General features: G+C 72.4%; 14 protein-coding genes. 3 read left to right on the top strand and 11 right to left on the bottom strand.

Annotation, left to right across the window (positions count from 1 at the left end):
* Nucleotides 1–24: 24 nt before the first annotated feature.
* From K7B10_RS11420 to K7B10_RS11385, 8 genes are all read right to left on the bottom strand, one after another.
* The gene (locus K7B10_RS11420) at nt 25–2,019 is read right to left on the bottom strand and encodes a CDP-glycerol glycerophosphotransferase family protein (protein ID WP_229335998.1); all 1,995 of its coding nucleotides are present in this window, start codon (nt 2,017–2,019) and stop codon (nt 25–27) included.
* A 109-nt stretch (nt 2,020–2,128) separates the two neighbouring features.
* Nucleotides 2,129–3,184 carry a phage baseplate protein gene (locus K7B10_RS11415; protein WP_229335997.1) on the bottom strand — a complete coding sequence of 352 codons (1,056 nt, stop codon included), beginning with the start codon at nt 3,182–3,184 and terminating at the stop codon, nt 2,129–2,131.
* Between the two features lie 131 nt (nt 3,185–3,315).
* Nucleotides 3,316–5,445 (bottom strand): 3-hydroxyacyl-CoA dehydrogenase NAD-binding domain-containing protein, encoded by a 2,130-nt coding sequence (locus K7B10_RS11410; RefSeq protein WP_229335996.1) that lies wholly within the window; start codon nt 5,443–5,445, stop codon nt 3,316–3,318.
* Nucleotides 5,442–6,668 (bottom strand): thiolase family protein, encoded by a 1,227-nt coding sequence (locus K7B10_RS11405; RefSeq protein WP_229335995.1) that lies wholly within the window; start codon nt 6,666–6,668, stop codon nt 5,442–5,444. Before K7B10_RS11405 ends, K7B10_RS11410 begins: the two co-directional genes overlap by 4 nt.
* 133 nt (nt 6,669–6,801) lie before the next feature.
* On the bottom strand, nt 6,802–7,551 hold the full coding sequence (locus K7B10_RS11400; RefSeq protein ID WP_229335994.1) for a ferritin family protein: 750 nt from the start codon (nt 7,549–7,551) through the stop codon (nt 6,802–6,804).
* A gap of 130 nt (nt 7,552–7,681) precedes the next feature.
* On the bottom strand, nt 7,682–8,953 hold the full coding sequence (locus K7B10_RS11395) for an HRDC domain-containing protein (RefSeq protein WP_229335993.1): 1,272 nt from the start codon (nt 8,951–8,953) through the stop codon (nt 7,682–7,684).
* A gap of 152 nt (nt 8,954–9,105) precedes the next feature.
* Nucleotides 9,106–9,768, bottom strand: coding sequence for a helix-turn-helix transcriptional regulator (locus K7B10_RS11390; protein WP_069922445.1), 663 nt, complete (start codon nt 9,766–9,768; stop codon nt 9,106–9,108).
* Between the two features lie 323 nt (nt 9,769–10,091).
* Nucleotides 10,092–10,748 carry a DUF3000 domain-containing protein gene (locus K7B10_RS11385; protein ID WP_229335992.1) on the bottom strand — a complete coding sequence of 219 codons (657 nt, stop codon included), beginning with the start codon at nt 10,746–10,748 and terminating at the stop codon, nt 10,092–10,094.
* A 91-nt stretch (nt 10,749–10,839) separates the two neighbouring features.
* Here K7B10_RS11385 and hemE point away from each other — a divergent pair, with 91 nt between their 5' ends.
* Entirely contained in the window at nt 10,840–11,904 is a 1,065-nt protein-coding gene (gene hemE / locus K7B10_RS11380; protein WP_229335991.1) for a uroporphyrinogen decarboxylase, read from the top strand.
* 2 nt (nt 11,905–11,906) lie between these two features.
* Here the strand turns inward: hemE and K7B10_RS11375 are convergent, their stop codons facing one another.
* Together K7B10_RS11375 and K7B10_RS11370 are read right to left on the bottom strand one after the other, a co-directional pair.
* Nucleotides 11,907–13,295: an FAD-dependent oxidoreductase gene (locus tag K7B10_RS11375; RefSeq protein ID WP_229335990.1), complete on the bottom strand. Its 1,389-nt coding sequence runs from the start codon at nt 13,293–13,295 to the stop codon at nt 11,907–11,909.
* Nucleotides 13,296–13,378: 83 nt separating this feature from the next.
* A complete protein-coding gene (locus tag K7B10_RS11370) occupies nt 13,379–14,389 on the bottom strand; it encodes a DUF4349 domain-containing protein (RefSeq protein WP_229335989.1) in 1,011 nt (336 codons plus the stop codon).
* 165 nt (nt 14,390–14,554) lie between these two features.
* On the opposite strand from K7B10_RS11370, the gene hemG reads away from it, so the two are divergent.
* Nucleotides 14,555–16,009 carry a protoporphyrinogen oxidase gene (gene hemG, locus K7B10_RS11365; RefSeq protein WP_229344946.1) on the top strand — a complete coding sequence of 485 codons (1,455 nt, stop codon included), beginning with the start codon at nt 14,555–14,557 and terminating at the stop codon, nt 16,007–16,009.
* 47 nt (nt 16,010–16,056) lie between these two features.
* Nucleotides 16,057–16,770: a hydrogen peroxide-dependent heme synthase gene (hemQ, locus tag K7B10_RS11360; protein WP_229335988.1), complete on the top strand. Its 714-nt coding sequence runs from the start codon at nt 16,057–16,059 to the stop codon at nt 16,768–16,770.
* A gap of 131 nt (nt 16,771–16,901) precedes the next feature.
* Here hemQ and K7B10_RS11355 read toward each other — a convergent pair.
* Nucleotides 16,902–18,491: alpha/beta fold hydrolase (locus K7B10_RS11355; protein WP_267501373.1), on the bottom strand; the 1,590-nt coding region annotated here is incomplete at its 5' end.

Raw genomic sequence — 18,491 nt, 5'->3', positions numbered from 1 at the left:
CTCGACCGCCCGGAGGAGGCCCGTCTACACGGGGTAGGGGACCTGGTCCGGGTATTCGATGGGGAAGTCGCGCAGCCCCCGCCGGTAGAGGTTGTTGGCGGCCGCGTTGAAGCGGACGATCGAGGGCGGGTACTCCTCGCCCAGGAGGTATTCCTTCAGCTGCTCGCGGTAGGGCGCCATGACGTCCTCGCGGGGGTTCAGCGTCGCCTCGATGGCCTCGGCCAGACCGTTGCAGTCGCCGTCGAGCAGGTAGGAGGCGTAGGCCGTGCGCTGCTCGTTGCGGAACTGCTCGTCGGGCAGCCCGTCGAGGTTGAAGATGGCGTACGGCTTCAGGGTCGCGACGAAGTCGGAGACGACGCTGGACATGTCGCCGATGAGCAGGTCGGACTGGTTGAAGCAGTCGTACAGGGCCGGGATCCGCTCGGTCACCACGTGGTGCGCGGCGTCGGGGACCGCGTTCCAGTACAGGGCGCCCGCCTGGTTGCGGCTGCGCCGGATGCGCGCGGTCCGCTCCTCCTCGGTGAGGTCCGGGTACTTGGAGCGGACGCCGCGCTCGGAGAGGTCGGCGATGCGCTGGTCGATCCGGGCGAGCTTCTTGGCGGCGGCCTTGGAGTCGGTGAGGTTGCGTCCGAAGCGCCGGGCGTTGTCCTCTTCGAGGAGGGCGATGACGCGGCGGTGCGCGGCGGCGGCCTCGGCGGAGCGCGAGCCGGTGAGCGGGTGCGGCTTGTAGATGATGCGGATGTCGCGCTCGTAGTCGAGCAACGCCTTGATCAGCTTCTCGCCGGCCGGGATGACCGAGGTGTAGCAGGCGTCGTCGGTCCAGCCCTCCCAGGTGGGGGCGTAGATGACGGTGGGGACGGGGGCGGCGACCTTGCCGGTCCAGCGGTGCAGGGGCATCAGCTGGGGGCGGCCGACCTCGACGATCTGGTGGTGCGACACGGCGTGCTTGATGCGCTCGTAGCGGTCGCGGCCGGCCCGGCCGGCCACCCAGATCTCGTCGAAGACCTTGCTGACCCGGTTGCTGCTCGCGAGCTTGTCGCTGTCGCCGTGGCCGATGAAGACGTGCTTGACCTCGGCGCGCTGGAGCATGTGGACGTTCTTGCCCGCGTTGCCGGGGTAGAGGGCGACACGGAGCTCGTTCATCTCGATACGGGCGAGATTGTCCGCTTTCGGGATGCAGATGACGGGGACCGAGGTCGCGTCCAGGTAGCGCAGGGTGGCCCGCTCGCGCAGCACGATGATGGGCCGCAGCTCCAGCGACTCCAGCGACTCCAGCCACATGTTCACCTGGTACATGAAGTCTTTGGAGACTGCCGCGAAGGTGAAGTAGAGAGCGACCTGGGGTCGGTATTCGGCCAGCTGGTGGTTGAGCTCCTCGATGGCCTCGTCGGTGGTGGGCAGCTTGAGCGCGTTGCGCGCGTCGGGCACCAGCACCAGCAGCGAGAAGTAGGCGAGGAAGACGGTGGTGATCATGCCGTACGTGACGAAGCGCCAGTCGTCCGTCGCGATGGTGGCCAGCGCCCCGGCCACCAGCGGGATGTCCAGGTGCAACGTCTTGCGGACGTGCTTGTTCATCAGGAACGGGTGCGGCATGCGGCGGATGCCGAGCGCCTCCAGGTCCAGCCCGCGCGTGGTGAACGGCAGTTCGTTGCGCATCTTGCGGACGTGTTTGAGGAGCGCGCCGTACGCGAGCTGCAGGATGAACAGCAGGAGCAGGCCGATGGTGGTCATCTGCGCCACGAACGACTCGATGTCGGCGATGGCTCCGCACAGCCCCAGCAGCAGGAACTGCCGGATGAGGAAGCGCATCGTCAGGCCGAAGCGCGAGTCGCGCAGCTTCTCCAGCGTCGGCGACTCGGTGTTGTGGAGCATCAGGTCGGCGACGTAGCTGAGCGCTGCGCAGCCGGCGAACAGGGGGAGGGAGACGAACGCGACGGCGATCAGCATCCCGACGAAGCTGAGGATGAGCCCGGAAGTGATCAGAACGCCGAGCGCGGCGCGCAGCCGCTTGGAGCCCATCGTGCGGTTCCTCCCCCGTGGAGGTATAAGGATTCTGTGAAGTGTCGCAGTAGTATAAGCAGCAACATTGACGGCTGAAGGACGCAGGGTTAACCAAGGGCCAATGCCGTCAGGCCGTGAAGCGATACAACGCCAGCTCACGCCGGTCCTGGGCCTTCACGGAAAAGCCGATGCACAATGCCGGCCGTCCGCCGGCCATGGAGACCGCGATTCCCTCCGGCTCCCGGTACACCAGGTCCGGGGCCACGGTCACGTGATGACGGCCTTGGGCCTTCCCCGTGCGCACGTCAATTGCGGAGACGTACGTATTTCCGCCCGACTTCCGCGGATTGTCCCCGCTCTTGCCGGTGTACGGGCCCCCGGTCAGTACGTAGACGTGGTCCCCGTACAGGGCGCAGCCCTGGAACCACTCCTCCTGCTTGACCTGTACCCCGGCCCTGAGGGTCTGTGCGGCGTCGAAGCGCCCCTCCAGGAAGTCCGCCGTCCCGTACACCGAGAACCGGTGCACACCGTCCTCCTCGTGGCTCACCAGCACCCGCCCGCCGGGCAGGTCGAGTGCGGGCGAGACGTCGGTCGATCCGGGAACCGGGTCGAAATGGCGGACGGACTCGTCCGAACTGTCGAGGACCGAGCCGTCCTTGAACGGCACCCGGACAACGGTGCGGCCGTAGCCGCTCTCGGCGTCGGCGCGGCCCTCGACCCATATGTACGTGCGCTGACCGGTCGGCTCGACTCCGCAGGAAATTCCGTGGCCGAAGCCGCGCAGATACATATGCCCGAGCGTTTTACCGGAACTGCTCAGCCGGGTCAGGCACATATCGCCGGATGTCTTGCGATCACCCGAGTCGAGCGGGTCCTCCTCGCCGTCGAGCCGGATACCGCCCTCGACGGTCTGCAGTACGTAGACCTGGCCGTTCGTATCGTCGAACGCGAACGATTGCGGGCCCGTCGCATTGAACAGCGGAGTCGGGGCGAGCAGTTGCGCGCCGGTCCGCATGTCGAACGCGCCGGCCATCGGGCCAGCGGCGACCGGGCCCGCGTCGTCCTGCTCGTCGGCCCCGGCGCCCAGCGCCCAGGACAGACCGCCCGCCGTGAGGCCGGCGGCCACCGCGCCGCCCGCGAACAGCAGGTTCCGGCGGCTGAAATGTGTCGTGCCATCCGCCATAGCCGCATTCTGTCAGCCCGGACGGGAGGGTTCCGCGCCGGGTCCCGTCTTCTCCCTCCGTCCCGCGCAACGGCGGACGCCCGCCCCCCTGACCGGGGGACGGGCGTCCGGGGCGTTCAGGCGTACGGGCCTCAGACCGGGACGCTCGCCAGGCCCGGGGCGAGGAACTTCTTGCCGTTCACGCGCTCCGAGACACCCTCGCGGTCCAGGTACGGCGTGACGCCGCCCAGGTGGAAGGGCCAGCCGGCGCCCGTGATGAGGCAGAGGTCGATGTCCTGGGCCTCGGCCACGACACCCTCCTCCAGCATCAGGCCGATCTCCTGCGCCACCGCGTCCAGGACGCGGTCGCGGACCTGCTCCTCGGTCAGGACGACATCGCCCTGGACCAGGAGCGCGGCGACCTCGGGGTCCAGCTCCGGCTTGCCGGAATCGTAGACGTAGAAGCCGCGCTTGCCGGCCTTGACGACGGCCGCCAGGTTCGGGGAGACGGTGAAGCGCTCCGGGAAGGCGCGGTTCAGGGTCTCGGAGACGTGCAGACCGATCGCCGGGCCCACGAGCTCCAGCAGCACCAGCGGGGACATCGGCAGGCCGAGCGGCTCGATGGCCTTCTCCGCCGTGACCACCGGGGTGCCCTCGTCGATGACGTTCTGGATCTCGCCCATGAAGCGGGTCAGGATGCGGTTCACGACGAACGCCGGGGCGTCCTTGGTGAGGACCGCGGTCTTCTTCAGCTTCTTGGCGACACCGAAGGCCGTGGCCAGCGAGGCGTCGTCGGTCTGCTCACCGCGGACGATCTCCAGCAGCGGGAGGATCGCGACCGGGTTGAAGAAGTGGAAGCCGACCACGCGCTCCGGGTGCCGGAGCTTCGAGGCCATCTCCGACACCGACAGCGAGGAGGTGTTGGTGGCGAGGATCGCGTGCGCCGGGGCGACCGCCTCGACCTCCGCGAACACCTTCTGCTTGACGGACATCTCCTCGAACACGGCCTCGATGATGAAGTCCGCGTCCGCGAAGCCCTCGGCCTTGTCCAGGACGCCGGTCACCAGGGCGGTCAGGCGGTTGGCCTTGTCCTGGTTGATGCGGCCCTTGCCGAGCAGCTTCTGGATCTCGGCGTGGACGTAGCCCACACCCTTGTCCACGCGCTCCTGGTCGATGTCGGTGAGGACCACCGGCACCTCCAGGCGGCGCAGGAAGAGCAGCGCCAGCTGCGAGGCCATCAGGCCCGCGCCGACGACGCCGACCTTGGTGACCGGACGGGCCAGGGACTTGTCCGGGGCACCGGCCGGGCGCTTGGCGCGCTTCTGGACCAGGTTGAAGGCGTAGATGCCCGAGCGCAGCTCGCCGCCCATGATGAGGTCCGCCAGCGCGGTGTCCTCGGCGTCGAAGCCGGCCTGGAGGTCCCCGCCCTTGGCCGCGGCGATGATGTCCAGCGCGCGGTAGGCGGCCGGAGCGGCGCCGTGCACCTTGGAGTCCGCGATGAAGCGGCCCTTGGCGACGGCCGCGTCCCAGGCCTCGCCGCGGTCGATCTCCGCGCGGACGACCTCGGTGGTGCCGTTCAGGACGTTCGCGGTCCACAGGAGCGACTGCTCCAGGAAGTCCGCGCCCTCGAACAGCGCGTCGGCGATGCCCAGGTCGAAGACCTGCTTGCCGCGCAGCTGCTTGTTCTGGTTGAGCGAGTTCTCGATGATCACCGAGACCGCGCGCTCCGCGCCGATCAGGTTCGGCAGCAGGGCGCATCCGCCCCAGCCCGGAACCAGGCCGAGGAAGACCTCGGGGAGCGAGAAGGCCGGGATGGCCTTCGAGACGGTGCGGTAGGTGCAGTGCAGACCGACCTCGACACCGCCGCCCATCGCCGCGCCGTTGTAGTACGCGAAGGTGGGGACGGCCAGCGCGGAGAGGCGCTTGAAGACGTCGTGGCCGCCCTTGCCGATGGCGAGCGCCTCGTCGTGCTGCTTCAGCAGCTCGACACCCTTGAGGTCGGCGCCGACCGCGAAGATGAACGGCTTGCCGGTGATGCCCGCGCCGACGATGGAGCCCGCGAGGGCCTCCTGCTCGACCTGGTCGATCGCCGCGTTCAGGTTGGCGAGGGACTGCGGGCCGAAGGTGGTCGGCTTGGTGTGGTCGAAGCCGTTGTCCAGCGTGACGAGCGCGAAGCGCCCGGCGCCGAACGGCAGGTCCAGGTGGCGGACGTGCGCGGACGTGACGACCTCGTCCGGGAACAGCTCGGCCGCGCCCTTCAGGAGCTCAGCGGTGGTGCTCACTTGGAGTCTCCCTCGGCGTTGAAGTTCGGGTTCTCCCAGATGACCGTGGCGCCCATGCCGAAGCCGACGCACATGGTCGTCAGGCCGTAGCGGACGTGCGGCTGCTCCTCGAACTGGCGGGCCAGCTGCGTCATCAGGCGGACGCCGGAGGAGGCCAGCGGGTGGCCGAACGCGATCGCGCCGCCGTACTGGTTGACGCGGGCGTCGTCGTCGGCGATGCCGTAGTGCTCCAGGAACGCGAGGACCTGGACCGCGAACGCCTCGTTGATCTCGAACAGGCCTATGTCCTCGATGGACAGGCCGGCCTGGGCGAGGGCCTTCTCGGTGGCCGGGATCGGGCCGTAGCCCATGACCTCCGGCTCGACACCCGCGAAGGAGTACGAGACCAGGCGCATCTTGACCGGGAGGTTGTTCTCGCGGGCGAAGTCCTCGGACGCGATGATCGCGGCGGTGGCACCGTCGTTGAGACCGGCGGCGTTGCCCGCGGTGACCCTGCCGTGCGTACGGAACGGGGTCTTCAGGCCGGCCAGGTTCTCCAGCGTGGTGCCCGGGCGCATCGGCTCGTCGGTGGTGACCAGGCCCCAGCCCGTCTCACCGGCCGCCTCGTTGGTGTTGCGCACCGAGATCGGGACCAGGTCCTGCTGGATCTTGCCGTCGGCGTACGCCTTGGCGGCCTTCTCCTGCGAGCGCACGGCGTACTCGTCGGCGCGGAGCTTGGTGATCGTCGGGTACCGGTCGTGCAGGTTCTCGGCGGTCATGCCCATGAACAGGGCGGACTCGTCGACCAGCTTCTCGGAGACGAAGCGCGGGTTCGGGTCGACGCCCTCGCCCATGGGGTGGCGGCCCATGTGCTCGACACCGCCGGCGAGGGCGACGTCGTACGCACCGAAGGCCACGCCGCCCGCGACGGCGGTCACGGCGGTGAGCGCGCCGGCGCACATGCGGTCGATGGAGTAGCCCGGGACGGACTGCGGGAGGCCCGCGAGGATGCCGGCGGTACGGCCCAGCGTCAGGCCCTGGTCGCCGATCTGCGTGGTCGCGGCGATGGCGACCTCGTCGATCTTCTTGGGGTCCAGGTCCGGGTTGCGGCGCAGCAGCTCCCGGATCGCCTTCACGACGAGATCGTCGGCGCGGGTCTCGTTGTAGATGCCCTTCGGGCCCGCCTTGCCGAACGGGGTGCGGACGCCGTCGACGAAGACGACGTCCCTGACGGTACGAGGCACGTTGGCTCTCCTCCAGGTGCGGGTGTGCACTGCTGCGCGGGGGCGGTCGGCCGGTGGCTGAGCGCCCGCTCACCCGGCCATGCTACTTGCCGGTAACCGGCGTGCACACCCCCTCCGGGAGGAGCGGCGAACGTCACACTCGCGCCGCCTCCCGGAGGCCGGCCGCGGGCCCGGCGCCGCGGATGGCCCCGGCCAGGGGGCCGGAGGAGCGCAGGACGTCCCGGGCGAACGCGCGGCGGGTGACGGCCAGGTGGCGCAGTGCCGGGCCGTGGTCCACCGCCACGACCGCGCCCGCCCCCGCGAGCAGCCCCTGCCAGGCCAGCGTGGCGGCCCGGCGGCCCGGCGCCGGGAGCGGAGCCAGGGCCTCCCGCAGCCTCCGGCAGTGGAAGGGGACGTGGCGCTCCTCGTCCGCCAGGATCCGGCCCGCCACCTCCGCGGTCAGCGGATCCGGGGCCCCGTCCCGCACCGCCCGGTAGTACCGCAGGGCCACCACCTCCGCCACCATCAGCACCAGCAGTTCCACCCGCAGCCCCAGCAGCCGCCGCAGCCGTACGAAGACGGCGTCGCTCCAGTGCCCTTCCAGGGTTGCGGCCCCGCCGGCCGCCAGGAGCAGCGCCAGCATCCGCGCGTGGTTCCGCTCCTCCGCCACGAAGAGCCGTACGGCCCGCGCGTAGTGCGGGTCCCCGGCCCGGTCCGCCTTGCCGATCAGGGCCGAGCCGTCCCCGTCCTCACCCACCTGGAAGCGCTGCAGGCTCCGTACGAGCGCCGGATCGAGGGCGGCTCCCCGCTCCCACTCCGGATCCCCGGTCGCCGCGCGCCGCTCCCGCTCGGCCTCGAAGTCGCGTACCCATGCCTCGTATCCCTCGGACTCTTTGTTGAGCATGTTCAAAACCTAGCGAGGTTTGAGCGTGTTCAAAAGCGGTGCGGCGGGGCTGTTGCGGAACCGGGACACCGCGGGGACGCACAGAGCCCCCGGCCGAACGGCCGGGGGCTCTGCGTGATGTGTCGCCGCGTCAGGCGGTCGTCGCCAGTGCCCGTACCAGGGCCGGCGTCACCTGTTCGATCTGCCACGGGCGGGCGCCGTAGCCCGCGAGGGCCTGCGCCACCGCCTCCGGCTCCAGCCGCTGCGGCGGCTCCCAGCACAGCCGGCGGACCGTGTCCGGGGTGATCAAGTTCTCCTGGGGCAGGTTCAGCCCCTCCGCGAGCGCCGAGACTGCGGTCCGGGCCGCCGCCAGCCGCGCCGCGGCGGCCGGGTCCTTGTCCGCCCACGAGCGCGGCGGCGGCGGACCCGCCGGGGTCGCCCCCGGCTGCGGCAGCTCGTTCTCGGGCAGGGCCTTCGCCCGCTCCACGGCGGCCATCCACTGCTCCAGCTGGCGCCGGCCCATCCGCTGCCCGTACCCGGGCAGGGCGGACAGTGCGTGTACGTTCGCCGGCAGCGCGAGGGCGGCCTCGACGATCGCGGCGTCCCCCAGCACCTTGCCCGGCGAGACGTCGCGCCGCTGCGCGATCCGGTCCCGGGACTCCCACAGCTCCCGTACGACGGCCATCTGCCGGCGCCGGCGCACCTTGTGCATGCCGGACGTACGGCGCCACGGATCCTTGCGCGGCGGCGCGGGCGGGGCGGCGGCGATGGCGTCGAACTCCTGCCGGGCCCATTCCAGTTTGCCCTGCCGGTCCAGTTCCTTCTCCAGCGCGTCCCGCAGGTCCACCAGCAGCTCCACGTCGAGCGCGGCGTAGCGCAGCCACGGCTCGGGGAGGGGGCGGGTGGACCAGTCGACGGCGGAGTGGCCCTTCTCCAGCGCGTAGCCGAGCACGCTCTCGACCATCGCGCCCAGTCCGACCCGGGGGAAGCCGGCGAGGCGGCCGGCCAGCTCGGTGTCGAACAGGGAGGTGGGCACCATGCCTATTTCGCGCAGGCACGGCAGGTCCTGGGTGGCGGCGTGCAGGATCCACTCGGTACCGGACAGGGCCTCGCCGAGTGCGGACAGGTCGGGGCAGCCGACCGGGTCGATCAGCGCGGATCCTGCGCCCTCGCGGCGCAGCTGCACCAGATAGGCGCGCTGGCCGTAGCGGTATCCGGAGGCGCGCTCGGCATCGACGGCCACGGGTCCGGTGCCCGCGGCGAAGGCCGCGACCACCCGGGCGAGGGCGTCCTCGTCGGCGACCACCGGAGGGATCCCCTCACGGGGCTCGAGCAACGGAATCGGCGCCTTCTCGACGTCGTCCGGGGGGCCGCCCCCGGTGGTGGTGCGCAGGTCTGCTGCGGTCTCTTGGGCGTCGGTCACCGCTCAAGGGTATCCGTGGATACGACGCACCCGTCGCCGGAACGTTCCGTCGACGGGCGCGGGGCACGGCGCGGGTGTTTCCCCGGCTTCTCCGGGGGGCACCTCCCAGCGGTGGCTGGGGGAGGGTTTCCCCGGGGGCTGCCGGGAGGGTGTCAGTGGATGATCCCGGTCCGCAGGGCGACGGCGACCATTCCGGCGCGGTCACCGGTGCCCAGCTTGCGGGCGATGCGGGCGAGGTGGGACTTGACGGTCAGGGCGGACAGGCCCATCGAGACGCCGATGGCCTTGTTGGACTGGCCCTCGGCGACGAGGCGCAGGACCTCGACCTCGCGGCCGGAGAGCTCTCGGTAGCCGCCCGGGTGGCTCGGGGCACCCGGGGGGCGGCGGTGCATACGGGCGGCGGCGGCGCCGATGGGGGCGGCGCCGGGCCGGCTGGGGAGCCCGATGTTGGTCCGCGTGCCGGTGACGACGTAGCCCTTGACGCCGCCCGCGAGGGCGTTGCGCACGGCACCGATGTCGTCGGCGGCGGACAGGGCCAGGCCGTTCGGCCAGCCGGCGGCCCGCGTCTCGGAGAGCAGGGTGAGACCGGAACCGTCGGGCAGGTGTACGTCGGCCACGCAGATGTCGCGCGGGCTGCCGACGCGGGGGCGGGCCTCCGCGATGGACGACGCCTCGATCACGTCACGGACTCCGAGGGCCCACAGATGGCGGGTCACGGTGGAACGGACGCGCGGGTCGGCCACGACGACCATGGCCGTCGGCTTGTTCGGGCGGTAGGCGACCAGGCTTGCGGGCTGCTCGAGAAGAACGGACACCTAGGCCTCCTGGGGGAGTGGCGGGACGGCCGGCTCGGGGAAGGAAGCCGGTGCGAACCGTGCGGATGGTCACTGACTCCTTCGGCACGTCACCCGCCCGGCTTTAGGGAATGATCACGATTTGGTGAGTAACAATTCGGGCAATTCGGACGCACGATCGATCATCGGGTGATCAGAAGCCCACAAGGGGCGCCCGGTTCCGACACCACGCCGCAGGTACTCGATCGGCCGTTCTACGGGGCACAGCGCATTCGGCGCCCCCGGAGGCCCGGCGGCCCCCCCGGCGGACGGTGGCCGGGCGCGTGCCGCCGTACGGGCCACGGCTACGGGTGGTGCGGACCCCGCCGCTGTGGCAGGGACACCACGCCCGTCCCCGAGTCCGTCGGCCCGACCGGCGGCAGCCCGGCGATCTGGCACAGCAGCTCGCACCACGCCGACAGGTGCGCCGAGGTGTCCGGGACCCCGCCGACGCCCTCGCGCGGCGTCCACGAGGCCCTGATCTCGATCTGCGTGGCGGGCCGCCGCTCGGAGAGCCCGCCGAAGTAGTGCGAGCTCGCCATCGTCACGGTCCCGCTCGCCTCCCCGTACGCCAGGCCGCGCGCCTCCAGCGCCCCGGTCAGCCAGGACCAGCACACCTCGGGCAGGAGGGGGTCGGCGGCCATCTCGGGCTCCAGCTCGGCCCGTACGAGCGTCACCAGGCGGAAGGTCCCGTGCCAGGCGTCGTGCCCGGACGGATCGTGGAGCAGGATGAGCCGGCCGTCGGCCAGATCGTCCTCGCCTTCGACGACCGCGGCCTCGAGGGCGTAGGCGTGCGGGGCCAGGCGCTGGGGCGGTCTGGTGGGGTCGATCTCGATCCCCGGGCGCAGCCGCGCCTTCTTCAAGCCGTCGACCGCCCGTCGGAACGGGAGCGGGACGGAGCTCTCCTCCGCGCTGTCCACACCGTCAGCGCCATCTGAAAATCGTCCCTGAGCCGCAGCCATGCGGGGAAGACTAGGCGGAACGAGCGTCCGTGCGGCGCAGGGACACCCGCACCGGGCCGCGCACTTCTTCATACGTGCGAAGATTTGGCGCGTGAGCGCCAACGACCGCCCCAAGGGCCAGCCGAGTCAGACGTACGATTCCGCCTTCCTGAAGGCGTGCCGGCGGGAGCCGGTGCCGCACACCCCGGTGTGGTTCATGCGGCAGGCCGGGCGCTCGCTCCCCGAGTACCGCAAGGTGCGCGAGGGGACCCAGATGCTGGAGTCGTGCATGCGGCCCGACCTGGTCACGGAGATCACGCTCCAGCCGGTCCGCCGCCACAACGTCGACGCGGCGATCTTCTTCTCCGACATCGTGGTCCCGCTCAAGGCCATCGGCGTCGACCTCGACATCAAGCCGGGCGTCGGCCCGGTCGTCGCCCAGCCGATCCGCCGCCGCGAGGACCTCGCACAGCTGCGCGACCTCACCCCGGAGGACGTCACGTACGTCACCGAGGCGATCGGCATGCTCACGGGTGAACTCGGCTCCACGCCGTTGATCGGTTTCGCGGGTGCGCCTTTCACCCTCGCGAGCTACCTGGTCGAGGGCGGCCCGTCGAAGAACCACGAGCACACCAAGGCGCTGATGTACGGCGACCCCGAGCTCTGGGCCGACCTGCTGGACCGCCTCGCGGAGATCACCTCCGCCTTCCTGAAGGTCCAGATCGAGGCCGGCGCCTCCGCGGTGCAGCTCTTCGACTCCTGGGTCGGCGCGCTGGCCCCGGCGGACTACCGCCGCTCGGTGATGCCGGCGTCCGCGAAGGTCCTGCAGTCCGTCGCCTCGTACGGAGTCCCGCGCATCCACTTCGGCGTGGGCACGGGAGAGCTGCTCGGCCTGATGGGCGAGGCCGGTGCGGACGTGGTGGGCGTGGACTACCGCGTCGCGCTCGACGAGGCCGCCCGCCGCGTCGGCCCCGGCAAGGCGCTCCAGGGCAACCTGGACCCGGCGGTGCTCTTCTCCACCGAGGAGGCCGTGCGGACGAAGACGGACGAGGTCCTCGCGGCGGCCTCCGGCCTGGAGGGCCACGTCTTCAACCTGGGCCACGGCGTCCTCCCCACCACCCCCCCGGACGCCCTGACCCGCCTGGTCGACTACGTCCACACGAAGACGGCCCGCTAGTTCTACCCCGCCGCCCGCACCGCCGATACGGCCTTGCGGGCGGCCACCAGGACCGGGTCCCAGACCGGGGAGAAGGGCGGGGCGTAGCCCAGGTCCAGGGAGACGACCTGGTCCACCGTCATACCGGCCGTCAAGGCCACCGCCGCGATGTCCACCCGCTTCGCGGAACCCGCGCCGCCGACGATCTGGACTCCGAGCAGGCGGCGCGTGCGCAGCTCCGCCAGCATCTTCACCGTCATGTCCGCGGCCGTCGGGTAGTAGCCCGCCGTCGTCGTCGAGCTGATCGTCGCCGTCACGAAGCGCAGGCCCGCCGCCAGGGCGTCGCGCTCGCGCAGGCCGGTGCGGGCGATCTCCAGGTCGCAGACCTTGCTCACCGCCGTGCCGACCACTCCCGGGAAGGTGGCGTAGCCGCCGCCCACGCCCGAACCGATCACCTGGCCGTGCTTGTTGGCGTGCGTGCCCAGCGGGATGTGCCGCATGCACCCCGCGACCAGGTCCAGGACCTCCACGCAATCGCCGCCCGACCAGATGTTCTCGTGGCCCCGGACCCGCATCGACAGGTCCGTCAGGATGCCGCCGGACTCGCCGAGCGGCAGCCCCGCCTCGCGGGCCAGCGCCGTACGGGGCTCCACGCCGATGCCGAGCACCACCACGTCCGCCGGGTACTCGTCCCCCGCCGCCGTGGCCACCGCGCGCACCGCGCCCCGGTCGTCCGTGAGGATCTTCGTGACCTCCGCGCCGGACACCGTGAGGATCCCCATCCGGTTCATCGCGGCGTGCACCAGAGCGCCCATGTCCGGGTCCAGCGTGGCCATCGGCTGCGGGCCCCGGTGCAGGACCGTGACCTCGTACCCGCGCGCGACCAGGGCCTCCGCCATCTCCACGCCGATGTAGCCGGCGCCGACGACGACAGCCCGGCGGCCCTCGGTGCCCTCCGTCCGCTGCAGGGTGTCCATCAGGCGCTGGCCGTCGTCCAGGGTCTGGACGCCGTGCACCCCGTGCGCGCCGATCCCGGGCAGCCGGGGCCGGACGGGCCGGGCGCCCGTGGCCAGGACGAGCTTGTCGTAGCCCGTCCAGGCCTCGGAACCGGAATCCAGATCGCGGGTGCGGACCCGGCCGCCGGGGAGGTCGAGCTCCACCACCTCCGTGCGCATGCGCAGGTCGATGTCCCGGGCGCGGTGCTCCTCGGGCGTACGGGCGATCAGGTCGTCCCGGCCGGGGACCTGGCCGCCGATCCAGTACGGGATCCCGCACGCGGAGTACGAGGTGAAGTGCCCGCGCTCGAAGGCCGTGATCTCCAGCTCCGCCGGGCCCTTGAGCCGCCGCGCCTGTGACGCGGCGGACATCCCCGCCGCGTCACCGCCGACCACCACCAGTCGTTCCGTCGCCATCGTCCGCCCCGTTCTGCGCACCGCGCGTGCCACCGTCTCGTGGCACCGTCTCGTGCGGAACACGCTACGGGCGCAGCGGGCGTTCAGTCGGTGGCCTCCGCCGTTTCCGTCGGGTCGGCGGGCCGGGCCGCCGGGATCGTCCGCGCGACCGGGCCCTCCTTCGGCTTCGCCGGGCGCAGCCGCCGGTGCACGCGCAGGACCAGCAGGACCACCGCGGCCGTCACCGCGAACGGCAGCACCGCGGCGACCGCCAGGGCCAGGTAGCGCACGATCGTCGTGAAGACGTTCCAACCGCCCTTCAGGGCGGCCGTGAAAGAGGGATCCCCGTCCTTCTTCCCGGCCGGCTTCGGGGCCGGTTCCGAGACCTCCATCGTGATCGTGCCCATCGAGGTCTGGTCCTTCAGCGCCGTCTGCTGCGCGAGCAGCGACTCCAGGTCCGACTGTCGCTTGCTCAGCTCGCTCTCGAGCATCACCACGTCACCGAGCGCCGTGGCCTTGTCCATCATGTCCCGCACCCGGGCCACGCTCGCCTGCTGCGACCTGACCCGGCTGTCGACGTCCGCGACCTTCTGCGTCACGTCCTGTGCCTCGACCTTGCGGTGCAGCAGCCTGCCGCTGCCCTCCATGGCGCCGAGCACCGCGTCGAAGCGCTCGCCCGGCACGCGCAGGGTCAGCGTCGAGGTCATCCGCCCGTCCTCGCCGCGTCCGGTCGACTCGTTGCCCACGTATCCGCCGGCGCCCTCGGCCGCCGTGCGGGCCGCGGCCAGCGCCTTCTGCGCGTCCGCCGTCTCCAGGGCGAGCGTGGCGGTACGGATGACGTTCGGGCGCACGGCGGCCGGCTGCTGCCCGTTCTTGGCCGCGTCGGACCCGGCGGATCCGGCCGCCGCCGGGGGAGCGCCCGCCGCCCCCGGCTTGCCCTGGGCCGCGCCCTCCGGGGCGCGGACGGCGGCCTTGTCGGCCGGGGCCGGGCCCGCCGCGTCCTGGCCGGCCCCGCACCCGGTGAGCGCGAGCGCCCCGGCCAGGGACAGGCCGGCCAGGGCGGCCGCGCCGCGGTGCCGTACAGCGGTGCCTCTGCTGCTGCGAATGGTGCGCATCGGTGGAACCCCCCGAGGATCGGCTGTTGTCGCCGGTGTGACGTACAGGGTCCCGCCGCGGGTTTCGCTCCGGCGGTTCCGGGCCGATCCCGATGCGGTCACGGTCCGGCCTCGGTGATCGTCCGGCGAACGGTCTGAGACGATGTGTCCATGCACGAAGCGGACATGCGTACGGACGGCCCTGCCGACGCCACCGGCGAAGGCACCCCGGCCCGCCACGCCGTCGTCATCGGCGCCGGCATCGCCGGCCTCGCCGCGGCCCACCGGCTGCTCGCCGACGGCCTGCGGGTCACGCTCCTGGAGGCCGGCCCGCGCCTCGGCGGCAAGCTGCTCGCCGGCGAACTCGCCGGCGCCCCCGTCGACCTCGGCGCGGAATCCGTGCTCGCCCGCCGCCCCGAAGCCCTGGAGCTGGCCCGGGCCGTTGGCCTCGGCGAGGCCCTCCAGCCGCCCGCCACCGCCACCGCCCACCTGTGGACCCGCGGCGCCCTGCGGCCCATGCCGCGCGGTCACGTCATGGGAGTCCCCGGCGACCTGGCGCCGCTCGCCGCCTCCGGAGTGCTCTCCGCCGAGGGTCTGGCCCGCATCGAGGCCGAACGCGAACTGCCGCCCGCCGAGATCGGCGAGGACGTCGCCGTCGGCGCGTACGTGGCCGCCCGGCTCGGGCACGAGGTGGTCGACCGCCTGGTGGAGCCCCTCCTCGGCGGGGTCTACGCCGGCGACGCCTACCGCATCTCCATGCGCGCCGCCGTCCCGCAGCTCTTCGAGGCCGCCCGTACGCACGCCTCGCTGGGCGAGGGCGTACGCGAACTCCAGCGCCGGGCGGCCGCGCAGCAGCCCCAGCAGGCCGGGCGGCCCGTCTTCGCCGGGATCGACGGCGGCATCGGCCGGCTCCCGCAGGCCGTGGCCGAGGCCTGCCGGGCGGCCGGGGCGCGGATCGACACCGGCACCCCGGTCCGCGAGCTCCTGCGTACGGCCGCAGGCTGGAGGGTCGTGACCGGGGCCGAGGCCATCGACGCCGACGCCGTGGTCCTGGCCCTCCCGGCCGGTCCCGCCGCCCGGCTGCTGGACGGGCTCGCGCCGGCCGCGGCCGCCGAGCTGCGGACCGTCGAGTACGCCTCCATGGCCCTGGTGACGATGGCCTTCCGGCGTTCCGAACTGCCCGCCGCGATCACCGACGGCGGCGCCAGCGGCTTCCTCGTACCGCCCGTCGACGGGCGGACCATCAAGGCCTCCACCTTCTCCAGCAACAAGTGGGCCTGGGCCGGCGCCGACCCGGAGCTGTTCCTGCTGCGCACCTCGGTCGGCCGGTACGGCGACGAGGGCGACCTGGGGCGCGAGGACTCCGAGCTGGTCGACGTATCGCTGCACGACCTCGGCGAGGCCGTGGGCCTCGCGGCCCGGCCGCTCGCCTCCACCGTGACCCGCTGGGACGGCGGGCTGCCGCAGTACCCGGTCGGCCACCTCGCCCGCGTGGACCGGATCCGCGGCGCCGTCGCGGCCCTGCCGGGCCTGGCGGTGTGCGGGGCGCTCTACGAGGGCGTGGGCATCCCGGCGTGCATCGCGAGCGCCGCGCGGGCCGCCGACGTGGTGAAGGCCACGTTCGCCGGGGTTTCCGCGTAAGGCACCCCTGGCACCGACCACTGATCAGTACACGGGACAATGGACACATGACTGCACCAGAGAAGATTCCCAACGCGGGGAAGAAGGCGAAGGACCTCAACGAGGTCATCCGCTACACCCTGTGGTCCGTCTTCAAGCTGAAGGACGTCCTGCCCGAAGACCGCGGCGGCTACGCCGACGAGGTCCAGGAGCTGTTCGACCAGCTGGCCGCCAAGGACATCACCGTCCGCGGCACCTATGACGTCTCCGGCCTGCGCGCCGACGCGGACGTCATGATCTGGTGGCACGCCGAGACCTCGGACGAGCTGCAGACCGCGTACAACCTGTTCCGCCGCACCAAGCTCGGCCGCGCGCTGGAGCCGGTGTGGTCGAACATGGCCCTGCACCGCCCGGCCGAGTTCAACAAGTCGCACATCCCGGCCTTCCTGGCCGACGAGGTCGCGCGCGACTACGTCAGCGTCTACCCCTTCGTGCGCTCGTACGACTGGTACCTGCTGCCCGACGAGGACCGCCGCCGCATGCTCGCGGACCACGGCAAGATGGCCCGCGGCTACCCGGACGTCCGGGCCAACACGGTCGCGTCCTTCTCGCTGGGCGACTACGAGTGGATGCTGGCCTTCGAGGCCGACGAGCTGTACCGCATCGTCGACCTCATGCGTCACCTGCGCGCCTCCGAGGCCCGTATGCACGTCCGTGAAGAAGTGCCCTTCTACACCGGACGCCGCAAGTCCGTCGCCGATCTGGTGGCCGGACTCGCCTGATACCTCCCCTGGGGGGAAGGAACCGGAAGACTGCTCTCTTGACTGGGGAGCGGCCTCCGGTGGATCGGGAGGCTGGTCCGGATGACGGCCTGACCCCCGAAACGACGCAGCCGGAGACCCCGCCCGGAAGTTCAGACGACTGGCGGCAGCAGAGCCCTGGGTACCTTCCCGGGGCCTCTTGCTGCCCGGTCGTCCAGCGACACCGGTGCGGGCTCCGGATGCGGCGCACACGTGACACGCCACCCTGAGGTGTCACCCGTGAGCAAGTACCGCTCCACGTGACGGTCCACGCAGTCATTGCGTCCGCCGACCACTCCGTGGGCCCCCGCCCCCTTCTCCGTGACCAGCGCGGCCTCGGTGCCGAGCCGCCTCTGCAGCTCCAGCGCACCCGGGTACGGAGTGGCCCCGTCCCGCTGCGCCGCGACGATCAGGGTGCGGGGGAGCGCCGTCGGCTGAGCGCCGACCGCCACCGGCCGCTGCCGCTCATCCACCGGCCAGTACGCGCACGGCAGGTTGAGGAAGGCGTTGGCCCAGGTCTCGAAGGGCGCCCGCCGGGCCAGTTCCGTGTTGTCGCGGTCCCAGGTCTCCCACCCCGCGGGCCAGGAGGCGTCGTTGCACAGCACCGCCGTGTACACCGCCCGCGCGTTCTCGCGCGCGGCCGCCGACTCCGGTTCCTGGCGGGCCTGTTCGACCAGCGGGCCGGGATCGCCGGCCAGGAACGCGCCGAGCGCGGCCGCCCGCTGCGGCCACACGTCGTCGTAGTACGCCGCCTGGAGGAACGCGGCCTGGAGCTCGCCGGTCCCGACCGTCCCGCCCGCCGGGGTGCGCGCCACCGCCTCCCGTACGCGCTCGTAGCTCGCCTGCACCGCCTCCGGGGTGGCGCCCAGCCGGTACGCGGCGTGGTGGCGGGCGACCCAGGCGCGGAAGTCGTACCAGCGCCGCTCGAACCCCGGGGCCTGGTCGAGGTTGTTGACGTACCAGATGCGGCGCGGGTCGGGGTCGACAGCGGAGTCGAGGACCATCCGGCGGACGTGGCCGGGGTGGAGGGTGGCGTAGACGGCGCCCAGGTAGGTGCCGTACGAGGCGCCGAAGAAGGTCAGCCTCTCCTCGCCGAGCGCGGCGCGCAGCACGTGCAGGTCCCGGACGTTGTCGAGGGTCGTGTAGTACGGCAGGGCCGCGCCGGCCCGCTGCGCGCAGCCGCGGGCGTAGGCCAGGGCGGCGGCGACGCGCTGCCGCTTGTACGCGGCGGAGGGCTCTGCCGGGACCTGGGTCGGGCCCTTCGCCCGGGCGGCGGGGTCCTCGCAGGACAGCGGGGCGGAACGGCCGACCCCGCGCGGGGCGTAGCCGACGAGGTCGTAGGCGGCCCCGATGCGCTCCCACTCGGGGAGGTCGGCGACGAGCGGGAAGGACATCCCGGAGGCGCCGGGGCCGCCGGGGTTGTGGACGAGCGAGCCCTGGCGCGCCGCCCCGCCGTGCCGGGTCGCGGGGACACGGCTGACGGTGAGCGCGATCTGTGGTCCGTCGGGCCGCGCGTAGTCGAGCGGCACCCGCAGGGTCGCGCAGCGCACGGGGGAGGGCAGCTCCTCCACGGCGGGGCACGCCCGGAACTCCAGCGCGCCGGTCCCCGCGGCCCCCCGGCGCGCCGCCTTCGCGGCGCGGCCTGCCACGAGTTCGGCGCCCGCGTTCGCGGCCGCCGTCCGTTCCGCGGAGGCGGCGCGGCG

This window comes from Streptomyces flavotricini (genome assembly GCF_020639365.1).
Classification (GTDB): domain Bacteria; phylum Actinomycetota; class Actinomycetes; order Streptomycetales; family Streptomycetaceae; genus Streptomyces; species Streptomyces flavotricini.
Note: the sequence above shows the minus strand (reverse complement) of the source record. Positions and strands in the feature narration are given on the sequence as shown.

Coding starts and splice junctions, on each gene's coding strand:
- K7B10_RS11420 (WP_229335998.1), bottom strand. CDS start 2,019: ATGGGCTCCAAGCGGCTGCGCGCCGCGCTCGGCGTTCTGATCACTTCC.
- K7B10_RS11400 (WP_229335994.1), bottom strand. CDS start 7,551: ATGCTCAACAAAGAGTCCGAGGGATACGAGGCATGGGTACGCGACTTC.
- K7B10_RS11415 (WP_229335997.1), bottom strand. CDS start 3,184: ATGGCGGATGGCACGACACATTTCAGCCGCCGGAACCTGCTGTTCGCG.
- K7B10_RS11370 (WP_229335989.1), bottom strand. CDS start 14,389: ATGCGCACCATTCGCAGCAGCAGAGGCACCGCTGTACGGCACCGCGGC.
- hemG (WP_229344946.1), top strand. CDS start 14,555: ATGCGTACGGACGGCCCTGCCGACGCCACCGGCGAAGGCACCCCGGCC.
- hemQ (WP_229335988.1), top strand. CDS start 16,057: ATGACTGCACCAGAGAAGATTCCCAACGCGGGGAAGAAGGCGAAGGAC.
- K7B10_RS11385 (WP_229335992.1), bottom strand. CDS start 10,748: ATGGCTGCGGCTCAGGGACGATTTTCAGATGGCGCTGACGGTGTGGAC.
- K7B10_RS11375 (WP_229335990.1), bottom strand. CDS start 13,295: ATGGCGACGGAACGACTGGTGGTGGTCGGCGGTGACGCGGCGGGGATG.